This window comes from Vibrio sp. Vb0598 (assembly GCF_033338935.1).
GTDB lineage: Bacteria > Pseudomonadota > Gammaproteobacteria > Enterobacterales > Vibrionaceae > Vibrio > Vibrio alginolyticus.
On sequence record NZ_JAWOTP010000026.1, the window covers coordinates 21964 to 43346 of the forward strand.

At 44.5% G+C, this 21383-nt stretch carries 18 protein-coding genes and 1 tRNA gene; 7 read left to right on the forward strand and 12 right to left on the reverse strand.

Annotated elements, in window-relative coordinates; genetic code table 11:
* Nucleotides 1-112 precede the first annotated feature (112 nt).
* The 3 genes from gltX to chiP all read right to left on the reverse strand — a co-directional run bounded on the left by gltX (nucleotide 113) and on the right by chiP (nucleotide 3559).
* On the reverse strand, nucleotides 113-1540 hold the full coding sequence (gene gltX, locus R7Q38_RS20275; RefSeq protein WP_005384075.1) for a glutamate--tRNA ligase: 1428 nt from the start codon (nucleotides 1538-1540) through the stop codon (nucleotides 113-115).
* A 177-nt stretch (nucleotides 1541-1717) separates the two neighbouring features.
* Entirely contained in the window at nucleotides 1718-2314 is a 597-nt protein-coding gene (locus R7Q38_RS20280) for a DUF2057 domain-containing protein (RefSeq protein WP_165401723.1), read from the reverse strand.
* Between the two features lie 123 nt (nucleotides 2315-2437).
* Nucleotides 2438-3559, reverse strand: coding sequence for a chitoporin (gene chiP, locus R7Q38_RS20285; protein WP_005382007.1), 1122 nt, complete (start codon nucleotides 3557-3559; stop codon nucleotides 2438-2440).
* Between the two features lie 478 nt (nucleotides 3560-4037).
* Here chiP and R7Q38_RS20290 point away from each other — a divergent pair, with 478 nt between their 5' ends.
* Both R7Q38_RS20290 and R7Q38_RS20295 read left to right on the forward strand, forming a co-directional pair.
* Entirely contained in the window at nucleotides 4038-6734 is a 2697-nt protein-coding gene (locus tag R7Q38_RS20290) for a heavy metal translocating P-type ATPase (RefSeq protein WP_239939310.1), read from the forward strand.
* 21 nt (nucleotides 6735-6755) lie between these two features.
* Complete coding sequence (locus tag R7Q38_RS20295; RefSeq protein ID WP_115385799.1) at nucleotides 6756-7205, forward strand: DUF411 domain-containing protein; 450 nt, start codon at nucleotides 6756-6758, stop codon at nucleotides 7203-7205.
* A 65-nt stretch (nucleotides 7206-7270) separates the two neighbouring features.
* Here R7Q38_RS20295 and R7Q38_RS20300 read toward each other — a convergent pair whose 3' ends face one another.
* Together R7Q38_RS20300 and R7Q38_RS20305 are read right to left on the reverse strand one after the other, a co-directional pair.
* On the reverse strand, nucleotides 7271-7963 hold the full coding sequence (locus R7Q38_RS20300; protein WP_005382004.1) for an oligogalacturonate-specific porin KdgM family protein: 693 nt from the start codon (nucleotides 7961-7963) through the stop codon (nucleotides 7271-7273).
* 438 nt (nucleotides 7964-8401) lie between these two features.
* Nucleotides 8402-11053 carry a beta-N-acetylhexosaminidase gene (locus R7Q38_RS20305; RefSeq protein ID WP_318114332.1) on the reverse strand — a complete coding sequence of 884 codons (2652 nt, stop codon included), beginning with the start codon at nucleotides 11051-11053 and terminating at the stop codon, nucleotides 8402-8404.
* A gap of 494 nt (nucleotides 11054-11547) precedes the next feature.
* Between R7Q38_RS20305 and R7Q38_RS20310 the strand changes: the two genes are divergently transcribed.
* Nucleotides 11548-12420, forward strand: coding sequence for a TraB/GumN family protein (locus R7Q38_RS20310; protein WP_225497176.1), 873 nt, complete (start codon nucleotides 11548-11550; stop codon nucleotides 12418-12420).
* Nucleotides 12421-12571: 151 nt separating this feature from the next.
* The gene (locus R7Q38_RS20315; RefSeq protein ID WP_372009610.1) at nucleotides 12572-12955 is read left to right on the forward strand and encodes a hypothetical protein; all 384 of its coding nucleotides are present in this window, start codon (nucleotides 12572-12574) and stop codon (nucleotides 12953-12955) included.
* Nucleotides 12956-13396: 441 nt separating this feature from the next.
* On the opposite strand, the gene R7Q38_RS20320 is transcribed toward R7Q38_RS20315, so the two are convergent.
* A tRNA-Pro gene (locus R7Q38_RS20320) sits at nucleotides 13397-13473 on the reverse strand.
* A gap of 259 nt (nucleotides 13474-13732) precedes the next feature.
* On the opposite strand from R7Q38_RS20320, the gene R7Q38_RS20325 reads away from it, so the two are divergent.
* The 3 genes from R7Q38_RS20325 to rluF all read left to right on the forward strand — a co-directional run bounded on the left by R7Q38_RS20325 (nucleotide 13733) and on the right by rluF (nucleotide 15878).
* The gene (locus R7Q38_RS20325; RefSeq protein ID WP_005382236.1) at nucleotides 13733-13873 is read left to right on the forward strand and encodes a DUF3149 domain-containing protein; all 141 of its coding nucleotides are present in this window, start codon (nucleotides 13733-13735) and stop codon (nucleotides 13871-13873) included.
* Nucleotides 13874-14005: 132 nt separating this feature from the next.
* Nucleotides 14006-14587 (forward strand): DNA endonuclease SmrA, encoded by a 582-nt coding sequence (gene smrA / locus R7Q38_RS20330; protein WP_213868995.1) that lies wholly within the window; start codon nucleotides 14006-14008, stop codon nucleotides 14585-14587.
* 94 nt (nucleotides 14588-14681) lie between these two features.
* Nucleotides 14682-15878: a 23S rRNA pseudouridine(2604) synthase RluF gene (gene rluF, locus R7Q38_RS20335; protein WP_213868996.1), complete on the forward strand. Its 1197-nt coding sequence runs from the start codon at nucleotides 14682-14684 to the stop codon at nucleotides 15876-15878.
* Between the two features lie 24 nt (nucleotides 15879-15902).
* Here the strand turns inward: rluF and ybaK are convergent, their stop codons facing one another.
* From ybaK to prmC, 6 genes are all read right to left on the reverse strand, one after another.
* Nucleotides 15903-16376 (reverse strand): Cys-tRNA(Pro) deacylase, encoded by a 474-nt coding sequence (gene ybaK / locus R7Q38_RS20340; RefSeq protein ID WP_213868997.1) that lies wholly within the window; start codon nucleotides 16374-16376, stop codon nucleotides 15903-15905.
* 102 nt (nucleotides 16377-16478) lie between these two features.
* Nucleotides 16479-18161: a bifunctional UDP-sugar hydrolase/5'-nucleotidase UshA gene (ushA, locus tag R7Q38_RS20345; RefSeq protein ID WP_318114334.1), complete on the reverse strand. Its 1683-nt coding sequence runs from the start codon at nucleotides 18159-18161 to the stop codon at nucleotides 16479-16481.
* A 220-nt stretch (nucleotides 18162-18381) separates the two neighbouring features.
* Nucleotides 18382-19233 (reverse strand): 3-deoxy-8-phosphooctulonate synthase, encoded by an 852-nt coding sequence (gene kdsA / locus R7Q38_RS20350; protein ID WP_005384095.1) that lies wholly within the window; start codon nucleotides 19231-19233, stop codon nucleotides 18382-18384.
* 53 nt (nucleotides 19234-19286) lie between these two features.
* Nucleotides 19287-20096, reverse strand: coding sequence for a SirB1 family protein (locus tag R7Q38_RS20355; protein WP_005384098.1), 810 nt, complete (start codon nucleotides 20094-20096; stop codon nucleotides 19287-19289).
* 5 nt (nucleotides 20097-20101) lie between these two features.
* Nucleotides 20102-20485 carry a SirB2 family protein gene (locus tag R7Q38_RS20360; RefSeq protein ID WP_005382225.1) on the reverse strand — a complete coding sequence of 128 codons (384 nt, stop codon included), beginning with the start codon at nucleotides 20483-20485 and terminating at the stop codon, nucleotides 20102-20104.
* A 40-nt stretch (nucleotides 20486-20525) separates the two neighbouring features.
* The gene (prmC, locus tag R7Q38_RS20365) at nucleotides 20526-21380 is read right to left on the reverse strand and encodes a peptide chain release factor N(5)-glutamine methyltransferase (RefSeq protein ID WP_213868999.1); all 855 of its coding nucleotides are present in this window, start codon (nucleotides 21378-21380) and stop codon (nucleotides 20526-20528) included.
* Between the last annotated feature and the right edge of the window lie 3 nt (nucleotides 21381-21383).

Genomic DNA, 21383 nt, shown 5'->3' on the forward strand with positions numbered 1-21383 from the left:
CACCAATATGAGAGAAAGTTTCTCGTTATCTAAATTGAAGATACAAAAAAGCCGCGGTTGCTCACCGCGGCTTTGTGACTATTTATTCAAAAGAACGTTCAGTTCAAAGCAATTATGCGTTTGCTTCACGCTCAGCAATGAACTCAAGCGCCATCTTAATGCGAGCAATACAACGCTCTTTTCCAACCAGCTCCATTACTGCATCGACAGAAGGAGACTGACCGCCGCCTGTTACAGCAACACGTAATGGCATACCGATTTTGCCCATGCCGATTTCCAACTCTTCACATACTGCTGCGATAACGCCATCTTTGATGTTAGCTGTCGTCCACTCAGTTAGTGCTTCCACTTTCGCTAATGCAAGTTCTAGAGGCTCTTTAGCCACGCCACGTAGATGTTTCTTCGCTGCGCCCGCTTCAAACTCAGAGAAATCTTCATAGAAGTAACGGATTTGCTCAGCTAGCTCAACTAGCGTGTTGCAACGCTCACCCACTAGCTTGATCACGTCAGTGATAGCAGGACCATTCGTTACGTCTAGTTTTTGTTGATCTAGATGCCATTGTAGATGCTCAGCAACGTACGCAGGATCTGAGTTCTTGATGTAGTGGTTGTTCAACCATTGCAGTTTGTCAGTGTTAAAAGCAGACGCTGACTTAGATACTGCGTTTAGGCTAAATAGATTGATCATCTCTTCTTGAGAGAAGATTTCTTGGTCACCATGAGACCAACCAAGGCGCACTAGGTAGTTGTTTAGTGCCGCAGGCAGGTAACCCATATCGCGGTATTGCATGACTGATACAGCGCCGTGACGTTTAGACAGTTTCGCGCCGTCATCACCCAGGATCATTGCACAGTGTGCAAATGTTGGTACTGGCGCACCTAGTGCTTCGTAGATGTTGATTTGACGAGGCGTGTTGTTGATGTGGTCTTCACCACGAACAACGTGAGTGATACCCATGTCCCAGTCATCCACTACTACACAGAAGTTGTAAGTAGGTGAACCGTCAGTACGACGAATGATTAGGTCATCCATTTGATCGTTGCGGATTTCAATGCGACCACGGATTTGATCATCAAATACTACGCTGCCTTCTTTCGGGTTACGGAAACGGATAACACATGGATCGCCATCTTTTGCCGCTTCGTTTGCTGCTTTGATTTTTGGATGGTTAGCATCGTAGCGAGGCATTTCTTTATTTGCTTCTTGCTCTGCACGGATTTCATCTAGCAGCTCTTTAGACGCGTAACATTTGTAAGCTTTGTCTTCAGCAAGAAGCTTATCAACCATTTCGTTGTAACGGTCAAAACGTTGAGTTTGGTAGTAAGGACCTTCATCCCACTCCAAGCCTAGCCATTCCATGCCTTCAAGAATTGCATCAACCGCTTCCTGAGAGTTACGCTCAAGGTCTGTATCTTCGATACGTAGAACGAATTCACCACCTTGGTTTTTAGCGTATAGCCAAGAGTAAAGTGCAGTACGCGCACCACCAACGTGTAGATAGCCAGTTGGGCTAGGAGCAAAACGAGTTTTAACCGTCATTTGAGTTCCTTAGGGGTAATGAGCAACGAGAGATCTCTCGTTGTAATGTCAAGGATAAAAGTGGCGACATTTTACCACCGTAAGTCAATTCTACAATCGGTTTGACAACAGAAATAAAAACAGGGCAGAACCAAAAAGGCACAGCCCTGCTATTTACTGTTAAAGCACGAGACGAAATTACTTCAGGTTACGCATTGCCCATTGCATAAATTCTTGCTGCTCTTCACGGCTCAATTCATTAAACGATGCTTTGATTGTTTTGGTTTCCGCTGGAGAAGACGCAATGCTTGCCTTAGTCGATTCTTTATTCATTGCGTTATTATAGTCGGCAACTTCTCGTTCGTAATCACGAAAACCTTGCAAACCACCTTTACGAAGTTGAACCATAGAGAATGCCACTTCTTTTCCTTTTTTGTCTTTCAATACCACTTTAGGATCGAGTTCGAAGGCTCTCGCCTCTTCAATAGTACGGAATGTTTGATAAGTCAGAGAAAGCTCGGTGTCTTTTTCTGCATCAAACTCTAATACCAGCGGCTGCGAATCGAATTTACGGCGCTTTCCATCTTCAAATACGATTTGTCCAACCGTTACCGCTAATTGGTTTTCCCCATCTTTTAACTCGATGCTGTTGTTCTTGGATATCCACTCAGGGTAGACGAACTCGCCGTTGAGAACGCGAGGAACTAATTCAGATTGCAGAGTGAGTTGAGCAGCAAAAGCTGGCGCCGAAAGCATTGCGCAAAGTCCGAGAAGTGTCGTTGTTTTTTTCATCATGGTTTCTCACTTTATACCAATTTAGATAAGCCTCTAAAATTTACAGGCCAGTCATTTCAAAGGCTTATTTGAATAAGTATCAAGATAAAAAGGGCGTTTCCGCCCTTTTAGCTGCTTCTTTAATTAGAAGTAGTATTCAACACCTACAGAGAACTCGTCGTAGTCAGCAGACTTCCAACGTGCTTCTGTTGGTTTATCTAATTGAGACGCACCGTCGCCAAAGTCTAGAGTACGAGCACGTACGTACAGCACTGCCGATGGGTCTACGAAATACATAACTTGTGCTGATAACACATCGTCCGCTGTATCGTTAATTTTCTTACCATCACGCTCTAGATCAAAGTTAGCGGCGTAAGCCAGTTTGTATTGCCAATCACCCGTGGTGTACATGATAGCGGCAGACATTGCATCTTGCTTTTCACTCACACCATTGCTTGCGTCCGCTTCCATGTATTTGTATTGCGCGAAGAAAGAGATCCCGTTATCAAACCAGCCTTGTGCCCCTACCAAGTACGTGTTGTTTTCCCACGTTTGGCTTTCCATCTTGATATTACGGTTACCTTCATATGCCGCATCTAACTGGATAGGACCAATTTTGTAGTGTGCTGCGATACCACCCCAGTAGTCATCCCCTTCACCTAGACCTGCTTTATCACCTGCACCAGCTGCGATATCTAGGGAGAATTTGTCAGCAAACATTGGAGAGTCCCAGCGGATAGTGTTTGATTGACGGTCTTGGTACTTGGCGCCACCAATAGCACCGCCCCAGTCGTATACATCGCCGAGGCCAGGGTTAGATGCTGGCCAGTCAACCAATTCGTACATAGGTGTCAAAACGCGACCCAGGCGAATTTGCCCCCAAGATGCACTTTCAAAACCGACGAATGTGTCACGTTCACCAAGACCTGCGCCCTCGCCACCAAAGCTAGGGTCTACATAACCGCCTTCGATTTGCCAAATAAAAGTAGGGTCGAAGTTAGCAAATTGTTTTTTACCACGGAAACCAATACGAGACTCGTTGTTTAGCTGCATGCCACCCAAATCATCGTCCGTTGCTTTGCTGCCAGAATCGTAATCGCGGTACGCGGCCTGCATCGCGATGATTCCGTAAACTTCATAAGAAAATGAATCTTTGGTTAGAAACTCTTTTGCTGCGTCACTGTTTGCACCATCAGCAAATGCAGCACCACTGAACATCATGCCGGTAATTGCCGTGGCAAGTAGGCTTTTCTTTAGGTAAGACATTATAAACCCCTATATTTTTAGTTTTTTCCATTTTCAAATTCACTAACTAGGACATGGCAGGAACTTGAAACAGTGTTTGGACGGGGCAAATATGACAAACTTTTTTCGCACTAAAAAACTTTCCCTACAGCAATCTGAGCGACTTCAAAATGAGAAGATCAAAAATAAAATAAATCAATAAAAAACAATTACTTAACATCAAATATAAAAAATAAAAAACGTTAAAAGTACGTTTTGACACTGAACTGACATTGAGAGCATCTAAAAAACGTGAGCGACTTCATTCATCTTTTAGGTGTTTTAACGGAACTTTATATTCAAAGAGAAAAAACCTTGAGATCACTCGCAAGTAAAATGACCGTGCACTTGTGGGATTCGAGAGATTTTGACGAAATTGTTGTGAGTAGCAAATGGGTATTGACCTTACCCTTGCAGGAAGGTTTAAGCTCATAGCATCACTACTATTGAGGTGCAGATTATGTATCAGTTAGTTATACCTTTATCAGGGCTCAACTGCATGGGCTGTGCGAGAAAAGTTGAGAATGCTTTACATGCGAATCACGATGTGGAGATCCTCAATTTGTCCCCGACGCAAGTAGAGGTCAAAACCGAGTCTTCTCTTAAAGAGCTCGTCTCGTCGATTGAATCTCTTGGTTACCAAGCAGGAAATCACTACGAGCTAAACCTTTCAGGCTTAAGCTGTGGCGGTTGCGTCAAAAAACTTTCATCTTTATTAGAATCTAATCAAGACGTTATTTCTTTTGAGGCTTCAACAACGCACTTAGAGATTCGTACTCTCCTCTCCGAGCAACAAGTGATCGACTTAATAGCAACACTCGGCTATACCGCCAACCTTGATTCTGTTGAAGTAGAGAACGAAAGCTCACCAGAGACCGAACAGGTAGAAAAGCAAAGCAATATTAAAGATACGCAGGTGCCACCAGCGAGTATTCAATTGCAAATGCTGATTCAAGGCATGACGTGTGCGAGTTGCGTATCTTCAGTAGAGAAAGCACTTACTAACGTGGAAGGTGTTGAGAAAGCACAGGTCAACCTTGCAGAACAAAGCGCACTAGTATTCGCAAGCCAAGACTCTGATGACCTCCTTAACGCAATTGTTGAATCGGTAAAACAAGCCGGTTACCAAGCAGAGATCCTACAAGACGCCGCAACCCAGCAAGAAAAGCAAGCACAGCAACAACGTCAGCAACAAAAACGCTTTAAACTGGATGCTATTGCTGGCCTTGTCGTCGGAGCCCCTTTAATGATTTGGGGCGTTGCTGGCGGCAATATGATGATTCGCAACACCAACGACCAATTAGCTTGGGGAGTGATCGGTATCGTATGTTTACTCCTTCTTGCCACAGCAGGGAAACACTTCTTCAGTAACGCTTGGTTAGCTGCTACTCACAAGCGCGCCACCATGGACACGTTAGTCGCGCTCGGTACTGGCGCAGCGTGGTTCTATTCGATGCTTGTGGTGATTTTCCCAGGCTGGTTCCCTCTTGCTTCACGCCACGTGTACTTTGAAGCGAGTGCAATGATCATCGGCTTAATTTCTCTTGGTCACTATATAGAAGCAAAAGCCAAAGCAAACACAACACGCTCATTGCAAGCTCTGATTAACCTGCAACCTCAGCAAGCTACGGTAATCACGGAACAAGGCGATCAACAAATAACGGTTGAGCAAATCACGCTAGGCATGAAACTGCGTATCAAACCAGGCGAGAAAGTGCCTGTTGATGGTGTTGTGATTCAAGGTGAATCATACATTGATGAGTCGATGCTCACTGGTGAACCAGTACCAGTATTAAAAGCGCAAGAGGCTCAAGTGTCTGCTGGGACATTAAATACCGATGGTGGATTAGTCATTGAGGCAACGGGCATTGGCGCAAATACCATGCTGGCTCGTATCATCCGCATGGTGCGCACAGCGCAAAGCAGTAAGCCAGCCATCGCGAAACTGGCAGACCAGATTTCATCGGTGTTTGTCCCTGTCGTTGTTGGCATAGCAATACTGGCCGCGCTCGTTTGGTTTGCCGTTGGCCCAGAGCCAAAAGCGAGTTATATGCTGGTGGTCACCACAACCGTCCTGATCATCGCCTGCCCTTGCGCTCTAGGCTTAGCAACCCCGCTTTCTGTCACGGTGGGAGTGGGTAAAGCCGCAGAGCTCGGCATTCTGATCAAAGACGCCGACGCCCTGCAATTGGCAAGCAAAGTCGACACGGTTGTATTCGACAAAACTGGCACGCTTACCCAAGGTAAACCTAGCGTTCAGCAAGTGTTTACTCACGCCACCAGCCAAGAAGATCTATTGGCTTTAGCGTATGCGGCAGAGCGTCAGTCTGAGCACCCACTGGCAAAAGCGGTATGTGATTACGCCAAACGACACGACGCAAAGGATGTCTCATTAGACAAGTTTGAGAACGTTCGCGGGCGCGGCATTTTGGCGACGTATCAAAATAAACCGCTGCTCATTGGTTCGCTTCAATTTATGCAAGCAGAGAACGTCGAGACTAGCGCACTAAAATCTGCCATCGATGAATGCGCAAAAAATGCGTGGACTCCGGTAGCTGTGGCATTGAACGGCGAACTGATCGGTCTGATCGCCATTGCCGACCCGATCAAATCAGATGCGAAACAAGCGCTCTCTGCATTAAAATCGCAAGGAATCAAAACGGTAATGCTGACAGGCGATAACCAACACGTTGCCAATGCTATCGGCCAAGAACTTGGTATTGATGAAGTGATTGCCCAAGTAATGCCAGATGAGAAAGCTCAGCACATTGAGCAACTTCAATCTCAAGGACATGTCGTGGCAATGGTGGGGGATGGCATTAACGACGCCCCTGCTCTCGCGTTATCCAACCTCGGTATTGCTATGGGTAGCGGCAGTGATGTCGCCATTGAAAGTTCGCAAATGACCATCCTGAACACGTCACCAATGGCGGTAGTACATGCGATTGAACTCTCTCGCGCTACACTTAAGAACATGAAGCAAAACCTATTTGGTGCCTTTGTTTACAACTCGTTGGGTATTCCAGTTGCCGCTGGTGTGCTTTATCCAGCGTTTGGATTTTTGCTCAGTCCTGTTGTCGCAGGAGCGGCAATGGCACTGTCTTCAATTACTGTCGTTAGTAATGCAAATCGACTACGACTGTTTTCAGTAAAATAACCACTTCTTTTTGAGGGTATTATGAAGTTGAAACTATTGACCTTTGCAATGCTTGCGACCGTGTCCGCCAACGTATTGGCAGCCGATGTCATTAACCATAAATCGCCATACTGTGGCTGTTGTGGAGAATGGACAAAACACATGGAAGAGAACGGCTTTACGGTCGAAGAAAAATTGCACGATGACATGAACGCCATCAAACGCGATCTAGGCATCAAGAATGAACAGCTTTACTCTTGCCACACGGCAGAGATCAACGGCTATCTGTTTGAAGGTCACATTCCAGCCGAAGACATTAAAGCGTTTTTGAAAAATCCACCACGTAACGCAAAAGGCTTATCAGTACCGGGCATGCCAATAGGCTCCCCTGGTATGGAATATGGCGACAAAAAAGACAGCTACACCGTTTACGCCTTTAACGAAAAAGGACAAGTGTTCGAATATAGCCACCACGAAGGCAACGGCAAATAAAAACAAAGCCCAGCGAGACAAACCGCTGGGCTTTTTCTTAATGGACAATTAAGACAAATATAAAATTAGAAGCCGTAAGAGGCACCAAATACAAAAGCGTTATTCACTAGGCTGTCACCACTCGCGTTTTCTGCACCGTGTGCTTGACTACGGAACTCAAAGTAAGGTTGAACACCTTTACGAGTCCACGTTGCACGAAGCTCGTGGTCCATGGTTTCCGCTTCAATCATGTAGACGTTGTTGTAGCTTAGCGTCACATCCTCATTCATCACGTAACCGATGCGGTTGTCCATGCGGTAATCTGTATCCGCATCTGCGTCTGTCGCATCAATGTGCGCACGAGTACGGTTACTTAAGGAGATGCCGTTATCGAAGTTGTAACCGATCTTAACCAATGGACGGTACTGTACATTCTCGCCAGCAGAAAACAGGTGTTGGTAACCCGCGGCAACCCATAAATGATCGGTAATATTAAATGACTGCTCACCACCCACAGTGATTGCTGGTGTTGTGTTACCTGCGCCACCGTTTTCTGTTTCCAGTTTACCCAACTGAATACCATCAAATTCGGTGTAAACCGTAAAGCCGCCGAATTGGTTATCAAAAGTATGACCAGCTTCCAGTGTAGACGTAACGTCCGAACCATGAATTCGACCATCATCGTGGAATTGAACATTACCTGTTACGTAAGAAGAACCAGCAAAAGCGCTAGAAGCGAAAGCGAGAGAAAGAGCACTCAGTGCAAAAATGTTTTTCATAATTACTGCCTTTATTTATTCACGTTATGCGATAGTTTTAGAGGGCATCTCTTCCCTTTTATCGCAAACTTTGGAATGTGCCTCCTTGGCGTTCGCAATATTGTTTCAATTAATTCGCGATGGAAAATAAAACATTTTAAAAAGTGATCTTGTTCAAAACGAAGCTCAACAACCCTGATAAAAACATGGAAAATACAGGCACTTACCGTATTTTTATAAAATTATCAAAAAATAGAAGTGTGATCGTAAACAGATAATTTATTGATATTTATCAGATTAAGTCGATCCGGTTCACAATAACCTTGACCATTACAACCCAAAACTTATTTATCAATGAAAAATAATTAGACATCGATCACGCTTAATTTCCTAAAAAAATAAAGAAAGCCCCAACATGATGTTGAGGCTTTGCCAAAAAATTAACTTACAAGAATCGAGTTATTTCACGCTGGTCACTCGACTTGCTTTCTCACCGGTTGCTGACACAGAACGGATAAACACTTCACCTTTCACATTTGGACGAGCATTATCTGCGTAAGTTAGCCAGTTCTTGCCGTCTAGAGAGTATTGAAGCTTCACGCCCGGGAACTGAACGTTCATTGCCAGTTTACCCTCTTCAACTTTCGCACCTGGTACAGGCAGGCGGTAGTCGATACCTGATTTTTCTAGCTTAGCCAGTTCACGTTGGCCAAGTACGTTCGCAAAGCGGTTGTAGTCTTGGTTTAGCGCGGCTTTGTCTACTAGGTTAGAGTTTTGCGAGTATTCAACACCCACTTTGTAGTCGTTTTCCCAATCAGCACGGTGCCATGCACGCTCAGCGGCTGCTAGTACGCGAGGGAATACCATGTACTCGTATTGCTCGTCGTTACGTACTGTCTCAGACCACAGCTGTGCTGATAGACCATAGAAAGGTTTCGCTTCGATTTCACCTTTACCAGTGAAGCCGTTACCATCGCGGTCTACAGAGGTTTCTGCGTTCTGAGGCATGTTCTCTGGTGCAAAACCAAACATCTTACGAGTATCTGTTGCACGCGTCGCCCAGTAGTAACCACGCTCTTTCGGGTCAACTTCGTACGGCATGTCCATGTATACGTAGTCTGGGTTAGAAACGATAACGTCGTAACCTTTCTCAGACCATTCGTACACTGATGATGTGCCACCCCAGTAAAGAACGTCCCAGAAGTTAACACGCGTGTTTTCTGTTGCGAACGCTTTCTCACCTTCACTGTACTTAAGGCCATCTTGCCAAGCTTGGAAGTTTGGAATGCCCTTCTCTGCCACCATCTTCGACACTTCTTCTGCAAAGTGGCTTGGTAGATGAGCAAAATCGCTTACCGTACCGTCTGCAATTAGCGTCTGACATTGTGGTGACTGTGCGAATGGCTTGTCTTGCTTAGACAAATCAATGTTACCCTTCCAGCTTACTTTGTCTTCTGCGTTGATGTCTTGCAGACCAGCGCCTAGCTTGATGTTCTTCGCTTCGTCACCACCAAAGTGCCATGTTGTTAGCGGTGTGCCCGCTTCTTGGTGCATTGCTGCTACTTCTGAAATCACTTTATCAACAAAGCGAGTTGAAGATTCCATGCATGGGTTGATGAAGCTTTGCTTGTTGTAGAACTGAACCGTCGTTACGTTCGATGTATCTTGAGGATCCATCAGGCGGTACTCGTTCGCTTCTGCTCCTTTACCTTCTTCCATTAGACGGTCGTAACGTGCTTCCATTGATACCACTGCTGCACGAGCGTGCGCTGGCATATCAATTTCAGGAATCACTTCGATGTTACGCGCTTTCGCGTACTTCAAGATGTCCACGTAGTCTGCTTTGCTGAAGAAGCCAGAACCAAAGTTGTCTGTCGTTGCACCTGAGCCAAGCTGAGGCAGTAAACAGCTTTTCTCTTCCAAATCGAAACAACGGTTAGCGCCAACTTCAGTCAGCTCAGGCAGACCCGGGATTTCTAAACGCCAGCCTTCATCATCCGTTAGGTGAAGGTGTAGTTTGTTCATCTTGTACGCGGCCATTTGGTCAAGCGTTGCAAGAATCGCGTCTTTAGAGTGGAAGTTACGAGCCACGTCCACCATCACACCACGGTAATCAAAACGCGGCGCATCTTTAATAGACAGTTGTGGTAGAGAATCAGCATTTTGGCTATCTACCAGGCCAAAGATAGATTGTACTGCGTAGAAAGCACCTGCTTGGTCAAACGCTTTAATCGCAATACCGTCGCCTTTGATGCTCATTTCGTAAGCACCAGATTTTGCTAATTCACCGGTGAAGTCTGCAGGAACAACAGTGATGCTTACAGGAAGATCACCACGAACATCCACACCTACCACTTCTGCACGATCTTGAATTGCTGCGAATTGAGTCGCATCGAATGCGTCTTTAGGCAGCGCAATACCGGCCGCGATATCTACCGTACCGTTACCTGCTTCAACAGACAGTGGCGTTGGTAGTAACGTGGTTGATACGTCTTGTTTTGCTAGGTCTTCGTTCTTCTCGAAACGAGACACAGCGTTTGCAAATACGTTGTTGTCATCTGGCGTACGCTTTAGGTTGTTACCCTCAAGGCCAGTCACGAAAGATGCAACGTCTTCTGTGTTAAGAGAAGCGATCATCTTAGGCTCTGCATTTGGTGCAGCAACGAAAGCGCCTGGCATGAAGTCAGTTTCAAATAGCTGCCAGTATTCAGCAACAAGAGGAAGCACAACCTCTTCACCCGCAGCAAAACCATCAAACTTATCTGTTGGTTCTAGTTTGTGTAGATCACCCGTTACGCGAGAGATTTTGAACTGTTCGTTTTCAACATCCAGAATCAGACGAATGCTATGGAAGTAAATAGCCCAATCTTTTGAGTCAACCGCTTCACCTTGGTTAACCAGCGTCATGTTTACCTTGTTACAAGACGCCCACTCAGCCCCTAAGTCCTGACAAGCAAGACCTTCGTTTGCACCGTGGTTAGTCAACACTTGGTATTGAATATCAAGATTATTAGCCAACGAATTTACAACTTGTTGTTCAGAGCTTTTCAGCGCAGAGCAACCTGCTAATGTAGTGATAACAGAAACAGCAATCAGACTAGGTTTAAACATCTTACTTCCCCAAAAAAGTCAGTGGTTCAAAACGACAATGATAAAAATCTCGGCCCCTCAAATGCGAGGTACCTAACCGTTACATTCAACATACAACCTGTTATTTCTAAGCGTAAAATAAATAGATATAGGAAGTGATCCAGTTCAAAAAATGACACTCAGCAAAAACAATAAAAATCTAATTTTCATGGAGTTACAATACACGTCAAAATCGAACAACTTGTTTTGACGAGTTTGCTGCGATCTAGGTCACTTATATTCATGAGTTACGACTGATTTTGTAAGATTTGGATCACGCCTAATTATTTTGTGAACCATTAGTAAGCGAATTACCTATTTACCTTTCGTGAAGTGACTCTCATTTATTCGTCGTCAAAACTCGTCAATATTTTTAGAAATGACGATTTTGTCGAATACACCACTGGAGAAATTGCACTTAACCTCACGCTATTTTGCGTATAAAGTTTAAAGGTATCTTATCTGAGGGCCACTCTATGTTTCGTCTCTTGACGCTCATATCATCTCTACTTGTTACTTTGACTCCTTTTTCCTCTTATGCAGAGCCACAGCATTGGTTAGCGAAAAAAGGGGAAACCGAACTTATGATTATTGGCTCGGTACATGTGGGGGATAAAACGATGTACCCACTCCCTAGAACGGTCATCCAGCACTTAAGCCAAAGCGCAGGGTTGATTATTGAAGCAGACGTCAGGAATTCTGAAGGCTTGGTTTACCCACAAACAACCATTCTTTCTAAAGATGTTTTAGACAGAGCTCAACGTCGGCACTTAATTGAAATTGCCCAAGATTTAGGTTTGCCAGAAACTCAACTCCTAAATTCCCCACCTTGGATGGCTGCATTCACCATCCAACTCGCTTTAGTCAACAAACTGGGGTATGTCTCTGATAAAGGGGTCGACATGCACCTAATAGGACTCGCTGATAAAAAGCAAATCCCGGTCATTCCACTAGAGTCCGTGCAATTCCAAATCGATTTAATCGCAGGTCAATCAGAAGGCGGTAAAGAGATACTTCTCTCGTCAATTGAAGAATATGATGGCGGAGAAGAGTTGGTTCAATGCTTGATAGAGAGTTGGAAGAGTGGTGATGGTCGCATGTTGGTCGAAGCCTCTTTGACCGATCATACAACAGAAGAGTTTAACCAAGCCTTTTTATACGAGCGTAATCGAGATTGGGCTAAAAAACTCGACACTGGCAGTGTTCTACCTCAACAATCGGGTCGCTACACCGTTGTTGTTGGTGGCTTGCATTTAGTAGGTAAAGATAACCTGATTGAACTGCTTAAAAATCGGGGATTTAACATCAAACCACTGGGTAAGACGCGCCAAGCAAATTGTGATACCTAGTGATTGTTTGAAAAATGCCATTTAAATACAATTATTTAAATACAACCATTTAAAATTCATTCAAACTTTCTTATAAAACGCCGTTAAGCTAAGTGGATACAAAACAACTCATATGAAATTTAAATATTTATTCCTATACACGATTGGAATTATGCTCACTTCTTCGTTGTCTTATGCTAAACCGCCATGCAACGTAGAATCTTTTCAAGCTATTGATATAACTCCGGAAGTAAAAGGCGGTGTTTTAGATAAAGAGAGTGGTCAATTTCTTATTACCGAAAAACCAATGATGCGTTGCGCGAACATCACGTTTTCAACAGCCCACACTCGAAATCGCGTTGCACATATGATGAACCAAGGCTTTGAAGCGGTTTACTATGATGGAAATACAAGCAAATCTCACTCAGTAACGTTTGATGAAGACGATTTAAAAGCGGGTTACGTCAAGATTGGGCCAAATCACCCAAAGACCGCTTATGTCTGTTTCACTACTTCTGAAACTCCTATCAATACTATCTCGTGTGACATCAAGTAATAAATTTACTCGCTCTAAAAAATGAAAAGGCCCTACATTTCTGTAGAGCCTTCCTCTCAATACGTGTCGGTGAAGAGCCATGTTCTAACTTCAAGCGAACCCCATTTGGTTCGATACTATTGAAGTCTAAAATTACTAGCACTAAAAACGACGAAAGCCTGCTCATTGAGCAGGCTTTCTAAAAGTGGTCGGTGAAGTAGGGATTCGACGCGACTGGGCTTCCAGAGGACTGGCATTCCAGACCCCGATCCTCTGGTTCCAAATAAATATCACCAAATACGAAAAAGGCTCTACATTTCTGTAGAGCCTTTTTCTCAATATGTGTCGATGAAGAGCCATATTCTAACTTCAGGCGAACCCCATTTGGTTCGCTACTATCAAAGTCAAATTTGCTGCCGCTAAAACGACGAAAGCCTGCTCATTGAGCAGGCTTTCTGAAAGTGGTCGGTGAAGAGGGATTCGAACCCCCGACCCTCTGGTCCCAAACCAGATGCGCTACCAAGCTGCGCTATTCACCGAGATGTTTAACTGAGGAATTGTCCCCGTCAACGAATGCGTATATTACGGATTCTGAACTGTGGCGCAAGTGCTTTTTACAAAAAAACCTTAGGTCTTAATTCGTTTGATGAATAACTGAACACTAGCACGTAAAATGTGACTGATAACTCACAACAAAATACAGTTTATTAACCTTAGCAACATAATTGATCCAGATCAGTGTGCAACAAGACACCGCCATTTAGTTTATTCCTGTCGGGAACATCTTGGAGGAAACGTATGGACTTTTGGCTTGATCTCCTATTTGGTAATGCAGTGGGTCTATCGTCAATGATAGTAATTTTTGGGGCAATTGGTCTGATGTTATTTTACGGCGGTTTCTTCATATACAAGATCATGAACGACAAATCTCCTCACTAGATCTCGCTTAGCTCTAGAAACGCTTTGCACCGGAGTCGGTTACTTGCCTACTCCGGTTTTTTATTTGATCTCAATGCACCACTCATTGATATAATCCTATTATTCTTCCCTGTTCTTAATGAGATTACTGCTATGTCTCACGACGACGATTTTGATCTATTTCAACAGATGATGGGCGATGTAAAGCCAATCACTCAAGACACCACCGAACACAAAAAAGTACACCAAGTAACAGAAGCACAGCTCGCAAAACGCGAAGCAGCAATCTGGTTAACGGAAGATGACCCAGAATACCTATCACTTGATCACGCTGAAATGCTCAAGCCAGAGGACTTTGTTGAGTTCAAACGTGATGGTGTACAGGACGGGGTTTACCGCAAACTTCGCCTTGGTAAGTATCCAATCCAAGCTCGCTTGGATTTGCACCGTAAAACATTGAAAGAAGCACGTGATGAAGTCGTGACGTTTTTAAAGCAATGCCTATCAATGGACATTAGAACCATCGTTATCGTCCATGGTCGAGGAGAACGCTCAAATCCACCTGCAATGATGAAAAGCTTTGTTAGCAGTTGGCTACGACAAATAAAGGAAGTCCAATGCGTCCATAGTGCGCAACGCTTTCACGGTGGAACTGGAGCCGTTTACGTCCTACTTAGAAAAAGTGCGGAAAAGAAATTAGAAACCCGCGAACGTCACCAAAAACGGTTAGGCTAAATTTCACCCTAATGCTAGAATGCCCGCCCTTATTCTTCCTTCCCCTTAAAGGAAGGGAGCTTCATTCGCCGTTGTGAAACGTTAGGAGACAAAAATGTCACAAGACAACGCTAAACGATTAAATAAATTCATCAGTGAAACGGGGTTTTGCTCACGCCGTGAAGCAGACAGACTGATTGAGCAAGGCCGTGTCACCATTAATGGCAACAAACCTGAAATGGGGACAAAAGTGCTACCTGGTGATGATGTTTGTGTGGATGGTAAGCCAGTGGCAGCAAAAGAGAAGCCGATTTATATCGCTCTCAATAAACCAACAGGCATCACCTGTACAACTGAGAGAGACGTCCCTGGAAACATCGTTGATTTCATCGGCCACCAAAAACGTATCTTTCCGATCGGCCGCTTAGACAAACCGTCTGATGGTCTGATCTTTTTGACCAACGATGGCGACATCGTGAACAAAATCCTTCGCGCAGGCAACAGCCACGAAAAAGAGTACGTCGTACGCGTGGACAAGCCAATTACAGGCGAGTTTCTCAAACAGATGTCGAGTGGCGTTAAGATTCTCGACACAGTCACCCTACCTTGTAAGGTAACAAAAGAGACTAAATTCTCTTTCCGTATTGTGCTCACTCAAGGACTTAACCGTCAGATCCGTCGCATGTGTGAAGCGCTGGGCTATGAAGTATTCAAGCTGCGTCGCGTACGCATCATGAATATCTCTCTTGATGGTATTCCCAATGGGAAATGGCGTTATCTAAGTGACGAAGAAGTGGCAGAGATCCTAGCAATGTGTGAAGGCTCGGTAGGTACAGAAGAAGCATCAAAAACAGACTCTAGAGGTCGCAACATTCGTAAAGCGACCGACGCGAAGCTGTTTGATAGCCGTGAAGAAAACCAAGATTCTACTGCTCGTCGTAACCAGAAGACACGAACTTTCCGTGGTAACAATGCTGATGAATTCCGTCATGCACCAAACTCGAAAAAAGGTCAACAAAAGCGTCGTCAGCGTGATGATGAAGGCGGACGTCCAGCTAAAGAACATTACAAAGCGAAACCACAAGGTGAACGCAGTAGACCGCAAGGCGAGCATGGTAAATCACACCGTAAACCAGATGCATCGAGCAATACGCATTCAGCAAACAAGCCTCAATCACCGAGTAAGCCTAAGCAGCATTACATGAACCCAAATGCCGCGAAACCAAGTAAACCAGCTAAACGCACTGGTGGTACATTGAGTCTGAAGAGTAACGCTTCACTGACAGGCAAGATCAAAAAAGGACGCTCATGAGCGTCCTTTTTATTTGTCATGAGTTTACAAACAAAGAGGTGCAAACTGACCGCGAGTTAAGCTCAGCAAATCTCTCGGGGCTAACTCAATTTCTAAACCACGTTTACCAGCACTCACACAGATTGTGTCTTGCTCTAATGCGCTTTCGTGCAAAAAAGTAGGTAAGGCTTTCTTCTGCCCTAGTGGGCTAATTCCACCAACGACATAACCTGTGGTCTTTTGCGCGATTTCCGGATCAGCCATATCGGCCTTTTTGCCCTTCGCTGCTTTCGCCGCCAGTTTTAGGTTCAGCTTTTGATCAACAGGGATAATCGCAACCGCAAGGTTCTTTGACTCCCCGTTCAAGCAGAACAGCAAGGTTTTAAATACTGTTTTCGGATCCTGTCCTAGCACTTCAGCAGCTTCTAAACCATAACTATCGGCTCTAGGATCGTGCTCATATTGATGGATGGTGTGTGGAATTTTTTTCTTTTTCGCAAGATTAATGGCCGGAGTCATCAAGATTCTCCTCATAAAAACAAAAAGCGCAGATTGAATTGGATCTGCGCTTTTAGTTAATGATATCAGCGAGTTTGAGTCAATCGCTTTTTCTCTGTTGGGTTACTGATCAATCGCCGTATCAACTAAATACGTGATTTCACCTGAAGGGGCATACTCATTAACATCAATAGGGCTGTGTGTTTCTAAATAATCCTTCAAAATTTCAGCATCGGTAAAACCTGTATTTACATACCCTGAATGATCGTCGATTTTAGGGTAACCATCACCACCAGCAGCATTGTAGCTTGGTACGGTAAAGCGGTAATTACCATCTAAGCGAAGTTGCTTATTACCAATAAACACATTGGTTACCTCACCATTATTGATACTCATCGCAATGCCGGCAAACTGTGCATAAGCACCAGAGTCAACAGGCTTAGTTGCAACGACATTTAGATAATCTAATACCTCTTTACCCGTCATATCAACGTAAGAAACCATATTGCCAAATGGCTGAACAGTGAGCACGTCTTTATAAGTAATATCACCCGCAGCAATCGAATCTCGAACACCACCAGAATTCATTACGGCGAAATCTGCTTTCGCACGTTCCATGTGAGCCGTTGCAATTAATCGACCTAAGTTTGTTTGCTGGTAACGAACCACATTGCGGTCACCCTCAAGCTTACCGTTAGATTCTGCAATCTTCACGTTTAGTTTGCCCTGACCTTTTTCTTGATAAGGACGAAGAAACTCAAGCATCATTTCGTCTTGTTTAATCTCATCTTGGATCAAGACTCGTTGCGACTGACCATCAACTTTAACTTTCTTTTTCAAGTTTATAGGGATTAGATCGTAGCTCACCATCGAGAGTTCGCCATTACGAAACTCGTAATCGGCGCGTCCCACATATTTCCCCCACTCATGTGCCTGAACAATAAAGGTACCATTTTGTTTATCGGGCTGACATTCATCACCTGGTTTAAAGTTCTTTTTGATAACGTTTGGACCTTCCATGCACACAGGTTCTTGTGAGTGTCCTCCAACGATCATGTCGAGATCGCCGTCATTCAAATAACGAGCTAACGCCACATCGCCAGGAGCATTGATGCCTCTATTACCATTTTCATAGTGTCCCATATGCGTGACAGCAAAAATCAGATCTGGATACTCTGTCTCTTTCAGTTCTGCAATCAACTTCTTGGCTTCTTCTTTTGGGTCACGGAAGTCAATTTGTTCAATGAACTCAGGGTTGCCAAGTTTCGCTGTGTCTTCGGTTGTAAGACCAATGACCGCAATTTTAATGCCCTGCTTGTTAAACATCGCGTATGGTTGGAATAAACGCTTGCCAGTATTTTTATCGTAAATATTGGCAGACAACATCGGAAAGTTTGCCCACTCTTGCTGCTTGAATAGCACGTCCAATGGATTATCAAACTCATGATTACCTAGAGCCATCGCATCGTAACCAATTTTGCTCATGCCTTTAAAATCCGGCTCGGCATCTTGTAAATCAGACTCAGGTACTCCTGTGTTGATGTCACCACCAGAAAGCAGTAACACGCTGCCCCCCTCATCCTGTATTTCTTCGCGCAAATCATCGATTAACGTTTTACGCGCCGCCATGCCATATTCACCGTATCGATTTTGCCAAAAGCGACCATGATGATCGTTAGTGTGCAACACGGTCAATTTATAGGTTGTATCGGCATTCCATTCTGGTGCAGGTTGCGTAGCACACCCAGCTAACGAGGCCAAGATAGCGGCACTCAAAACAGTTTTGATCATCAGACGCTGATTCATTTATTTACCTTTTTCTTATTGGGATTACTGACGCACATTTTAAGCATTCGATCTATTTGAAAACCACGTGCACCCTAACACATTGATTTAATAATTATGATGCATTGTTTAGCAATAACAAATTCATCAGTAACAAGTTTGAGAATTTACAGTTTTTCAGATAAAAAAATAGCCAACACTCGGTTGGCTATAGTATTTGTTACCACCAGTCATCTGGCGTTTACTTGATATCGATATCTGCAAAGCTCTTGATTAGATCATCAAGCGATTTCATTTGTGCTAAGAATGGCTCTAACTTGTCTAGAGGCAGTGCAGATGGGCCATCACAACGCGCTTGGTCTGGGTTTGGGTGCGCTTCGATAAATAGACCTGCGATGCCTGTCGCTAGACCCGCTTTTGCAAGCTCAACTGTCTGCTCACGACGGCCGCCAGATGCTGCGCCTGATGGGTCACGCATTTGTAGTGAGTGCGTTACGTCAAAGATGATTGGGCTACCTTTTGAAGCATTTTTCATCACACCAAAACCAAGCATATCTACAACTAGGTTATCGTAACCGTGGCAAGAACCGCGCTCACATAGGATGATCTTGTCGTTACCGCATTCTGCGAACTTCTCAACGATGTTACCCACTTGACCAGGGCTCATAAATTGAGGTTTCTTCACGTTGATAACCGCACCTGTTTTAGCCATAGCTTCAACAAGGTCAGTTTGACGAGCTAGGAATGCAGGAAGCTGAATAACGTCTACCACGTCAGCGACAGGTTGAGCTTGCGCTTCAGTGTGAACGTCCGTGATGATCTTTACACCAAAAGTGTCTTTCAGCTCCTGAAAGATTTTCATACCTTCTTCCAGACCTGGACCACGGTATGAATGAACAGAACTGCGGTTTGCTTTGTCAAACGACGCCTTAAATACGTAAGGAATACCAAGTTTTTCCGTTACTTTTACGTAGTGCTCACAGATCTGCATCGCAAGATCACGAGACTCAAGAACGTTCATACCTGCAAATAGGGTGAATGGCTTGTCGTTAGCAACCTGAATGTCGCCGATATTAACGATTTTCTGTTCCATTTTGATTCTCTTTTTCTGTCCACGATACGCCACCGTTCGGCACATCGATAAAATTAGTGAAGTGTGACGTGCGTTTCACTCATCACATTAACTTGTGATTTTAGTAGCTCGGAAGCCGGATCGTCAGGGCATTGGTCAATAAAGTACTGAAAATCTGATACCGCTACTTGAGGGCACTCTAGCTGTTGGAAAATAAAACCACGGTCACGAATTTCGTATGGGTCATCTGGCACAAATGTTAGAGCAAGATTTGTACAACGTAATGCCAGCGTATAATGCTCTTCACGCAACATCGCACTTTTAATCAACGCCAACCAGCGACCAATAATTGTTGGGTTGTCAGCTTCCTCAAAATGTTCAGGCTTTAGCTGAGCTAGCGGTCCTTCTTGGCCAATAAGCCAAGCTTGAAGAATCCTTTCACCTACATACTCACCATTAAATGGGTTGATGTAGTCTGGCTTCTTATGCATCCAGTCGACTTTTAACAGGAACTGAGTAGGGAAAGTAACTCCCTTCAACGGGAACCCCAGCTTTTTGCCTAGGTATAACAAAATCGAACCTAAGCTCACAGGAATACCTTTTCTGCGCTCCAACACTTTATCGATGAAGCTGTTGTCCGAAATAAAGTATTCCTGCTCGTCGCCTTTAAACCCCCACTCGTGGAAAAACAGTCGTAGGAATGCATCAAATCGTTGCTCTTCATCGGTTTCATGAACAAGCGTGGCTTCTGCATCTTTGTAAAGACGCTCTAACTCTTGTTTCGCCCAATGTACTTTGGTTTCTGGGTTAATCGCTTTGTTTAGCTCAAGCGCACCTTCCACCAACGGTATATTGTCAAAATCTTCGTCAAAAAACTCTAACATGACGTCTATCCAAATAACGTAGGGCTCTTAGACACAGCAATGTTTGCAGCCATGACCAACCAACCTAATGCGCCGAAAAAGCCAAATATCTTCAGTAGGTTGTTTTTCGCAAGTTTCAATGAGAAGAATCCAAGCGCAATGTACGCCAGTACGCAGGTGATTTTGTTTGTTAACCACGGTGCGGCATCGGTAAACGGGATGAAACCAGTAATGAAAATAAGCGCGATACCTGACACTAGCAATGCAGTATCAACGATGTGGGGAAACACTTTCAAAAAGCGATTATTTCGCTTCGGTGAGTTCATCATCATTAACACGAATCGGATCGATAGTAGCGTCGCACTGAGAGCGATCGTCACTAAGTGTATGTGTTTTAGAGCTACGTACATTTTTCTTCTCTTTTTAGTTAGTGTTTGCTGACTTCCATGATTAACTGGCCAGACAACCAAGCGTTACTCGATCGTTACCGCCATAATCTTTTTCCGTAGCGACCTGTTGGTAACCAAAGCCACGCATTATCTCACGCACCGCCTCACCTTGATCATAACCATGTTCGAAAGCAAGCCACCCACCCTCTTGCAAATATTGACGCGCAAGATCAGAGATATGACGAATATCCGCGAGACCATTCTCATCGGCAACCAACGCCGATTTTGGTTCAAAACGCACATCTCCTTGAGAGAGGTGTGGGTCTTTTTCGTCGATGTACGGTGGGTTGGAGACAATTAAAGCAAACTTTGTTCCGCTGGCAATAGGTTCGAACCAACTACCTTGATCAAACGTCACATTTTTGATGTTTAATTGCGACGCATTGTGCTCAGCCAGCTCTTTCGCCTCTTGCTTAAGATCGATGCCCATCACTTGGCGATTTGGCATCTCAGACGCCAATGCTAAAGCTATCGCGCCAGTTCCTGTGCCAAGGTCTAAGATCGGTCCCGTTTGTCCGAAAGTCTTATCTAATGCGACTTCAACCAAACGTTCAGTATCTGGTCTTGGGATCAATGTGGATGGCGAGACTTTAAGAGGTAACGACCAAAACTCACGTTCACCAATGATGTAAGCCACCGGCTCACCAGCGATGCGTCGTGCTAATAGTGCATCAAACTGAGCTTGTTGCTCGGTTTCTAATGCTCTTTCTGGCCAGGTCAGTAGGTAGGTTCTTGGTTTGCCAAGGACATGGCAAAGAAGGACAGCTGCATCGAGAGAAGGCGACTCTTTGCCGCCTTCTGTCAGAATTGCCGTCGCACTTTTCAGTGCTTGCTCAATAGATTGAACTTGGCTCATCGA

Excerpts from the sequence above, each read along its gene's own strand:
- gltX (WP_005384075.1), bottom strand. The coding sequence starts at position 1,540 with ATGACGGTTAAAACTCGTTTTGCTCCTAGCCCAACTGGCTATCTACAC.
- R7Q38_RS20280 (WP_165401723.1), bottom strand. The coding sequence starts at position 2,314 with ATGATGAAAAAAACAACGACACTTCTCGGACTTTGCGCAATGCTTTCG.
- chiP (WP_005382007.1), bottom strand. The coding sequence starts at position 3,559 with ATGTCTTACCTAAAGAAAAGCCTACTTGCCACGGCAATTACCGGCATG.
- R7Q38_RS20290 (WP_239939310.1), top strand. The coding sequence starts at position 4,038 with ATGTATCAGTTAGTTATACCTTTATCAGGGCTCAACTGCATGGGCTGT.
- R7Q38_RS20295 (WP_115385799.1), top strand. The coding sequence starts at position 6,756 with ATGAAGTTGAAACTATTGACCTTTGCAATGCTTGCGACCGTGTCCGCC.
- R7Q38_RS20300 (WP_005382004.1), bottom strand. The coding sequence starts at position 7,963 with ATGAAAAACATTTTTGCACTGAGTGCTCTTTCTCTCGCTTTCGCTTCT.
- R7Q38_RS20305 (WP_318114332.1), bottom strand. The coding sequence starts at position 11,053 with ATGTTTAAACCTAGTCTGATTGCTGTTTCTGTTATCACTACATTAGCA.
- R7Q38_RS20310 (WP_225497176.1), top strand. The coding sequence starts at position 11,548 with ATGTTTCGTCTCTTGACGCTCATATCATCTCTACTTGTTACTTTGACT.
- R7Q38_RS20315 (WP_372009610.1), top strand. The coding sequence starts at position 12,572 with ATGCTCACTTCTTCGTTGTCTTATGCTAAACCGCCATGCAACGTAGAA.
- R7Q38_RS20325 (WP_005382236.1), top strand. The coding sequence starts at position 13,733 with ATGGACTTTTGGCTTGATCTCCTATTTGGTAATGCAGTGGGTCTATCG.
- smrA (WP_213868995.1), top strand. The coding sequence starts at position 14,006 with ATGTCTCACGACGACGATTTTGATCTATTTCAACAGATGATGGGCGAT.
- rluF (WP_213868996.1), top strand. The coding sequence starts at position 14,682 with ATGTCACAAGACAACGCTAAACGATTAAATAAATTCATCAGTGAAACG.
- ybaK (WP_213868997.1), bottom strand. The coding sequence starts at position 16,376 with ATGACTCCGGCCATTAATCTTGCGAAAAAGAAAAAAATTCCACACACC.
- ushA (WP_318114334.1), bottom strand. The coding sequence starts at position 18,161 with ATGAATCAGCGTCTGATGATCAAAACTGTTTTGAGTGCCGCTATCTTG.
- kdsA (WP_005384095.1), bottom strand. The coding sequence starts at position 19,233 with ATGGAACAGAAAATCGTTAATATCGGCGACATTCAGGTTGCTAACGAC.
- R7Q38_RS20355 (WP_005384098.1), bottom strand. The coding sequence starts at position 20,096 with ATGTTAGAGTTTTTTGACGAAGATTTTGACAATATACCGTTGGTGGAA.
- R7Q38_RS20360 (WP_005382225.1), bottom strand. The coding sequence starts at position 20,485 with ATGTACGTAGCTCTAAAACACATACACTTAGTGACGATCGCTCTCAGT.
- prmC (WP_213868999.1), bottom strand. The coding sequence starts at position 21,380 with ATGAGCCAAGTTCAATCTATTGAGCAAGCACTGAAAAGTGCGACGGCA.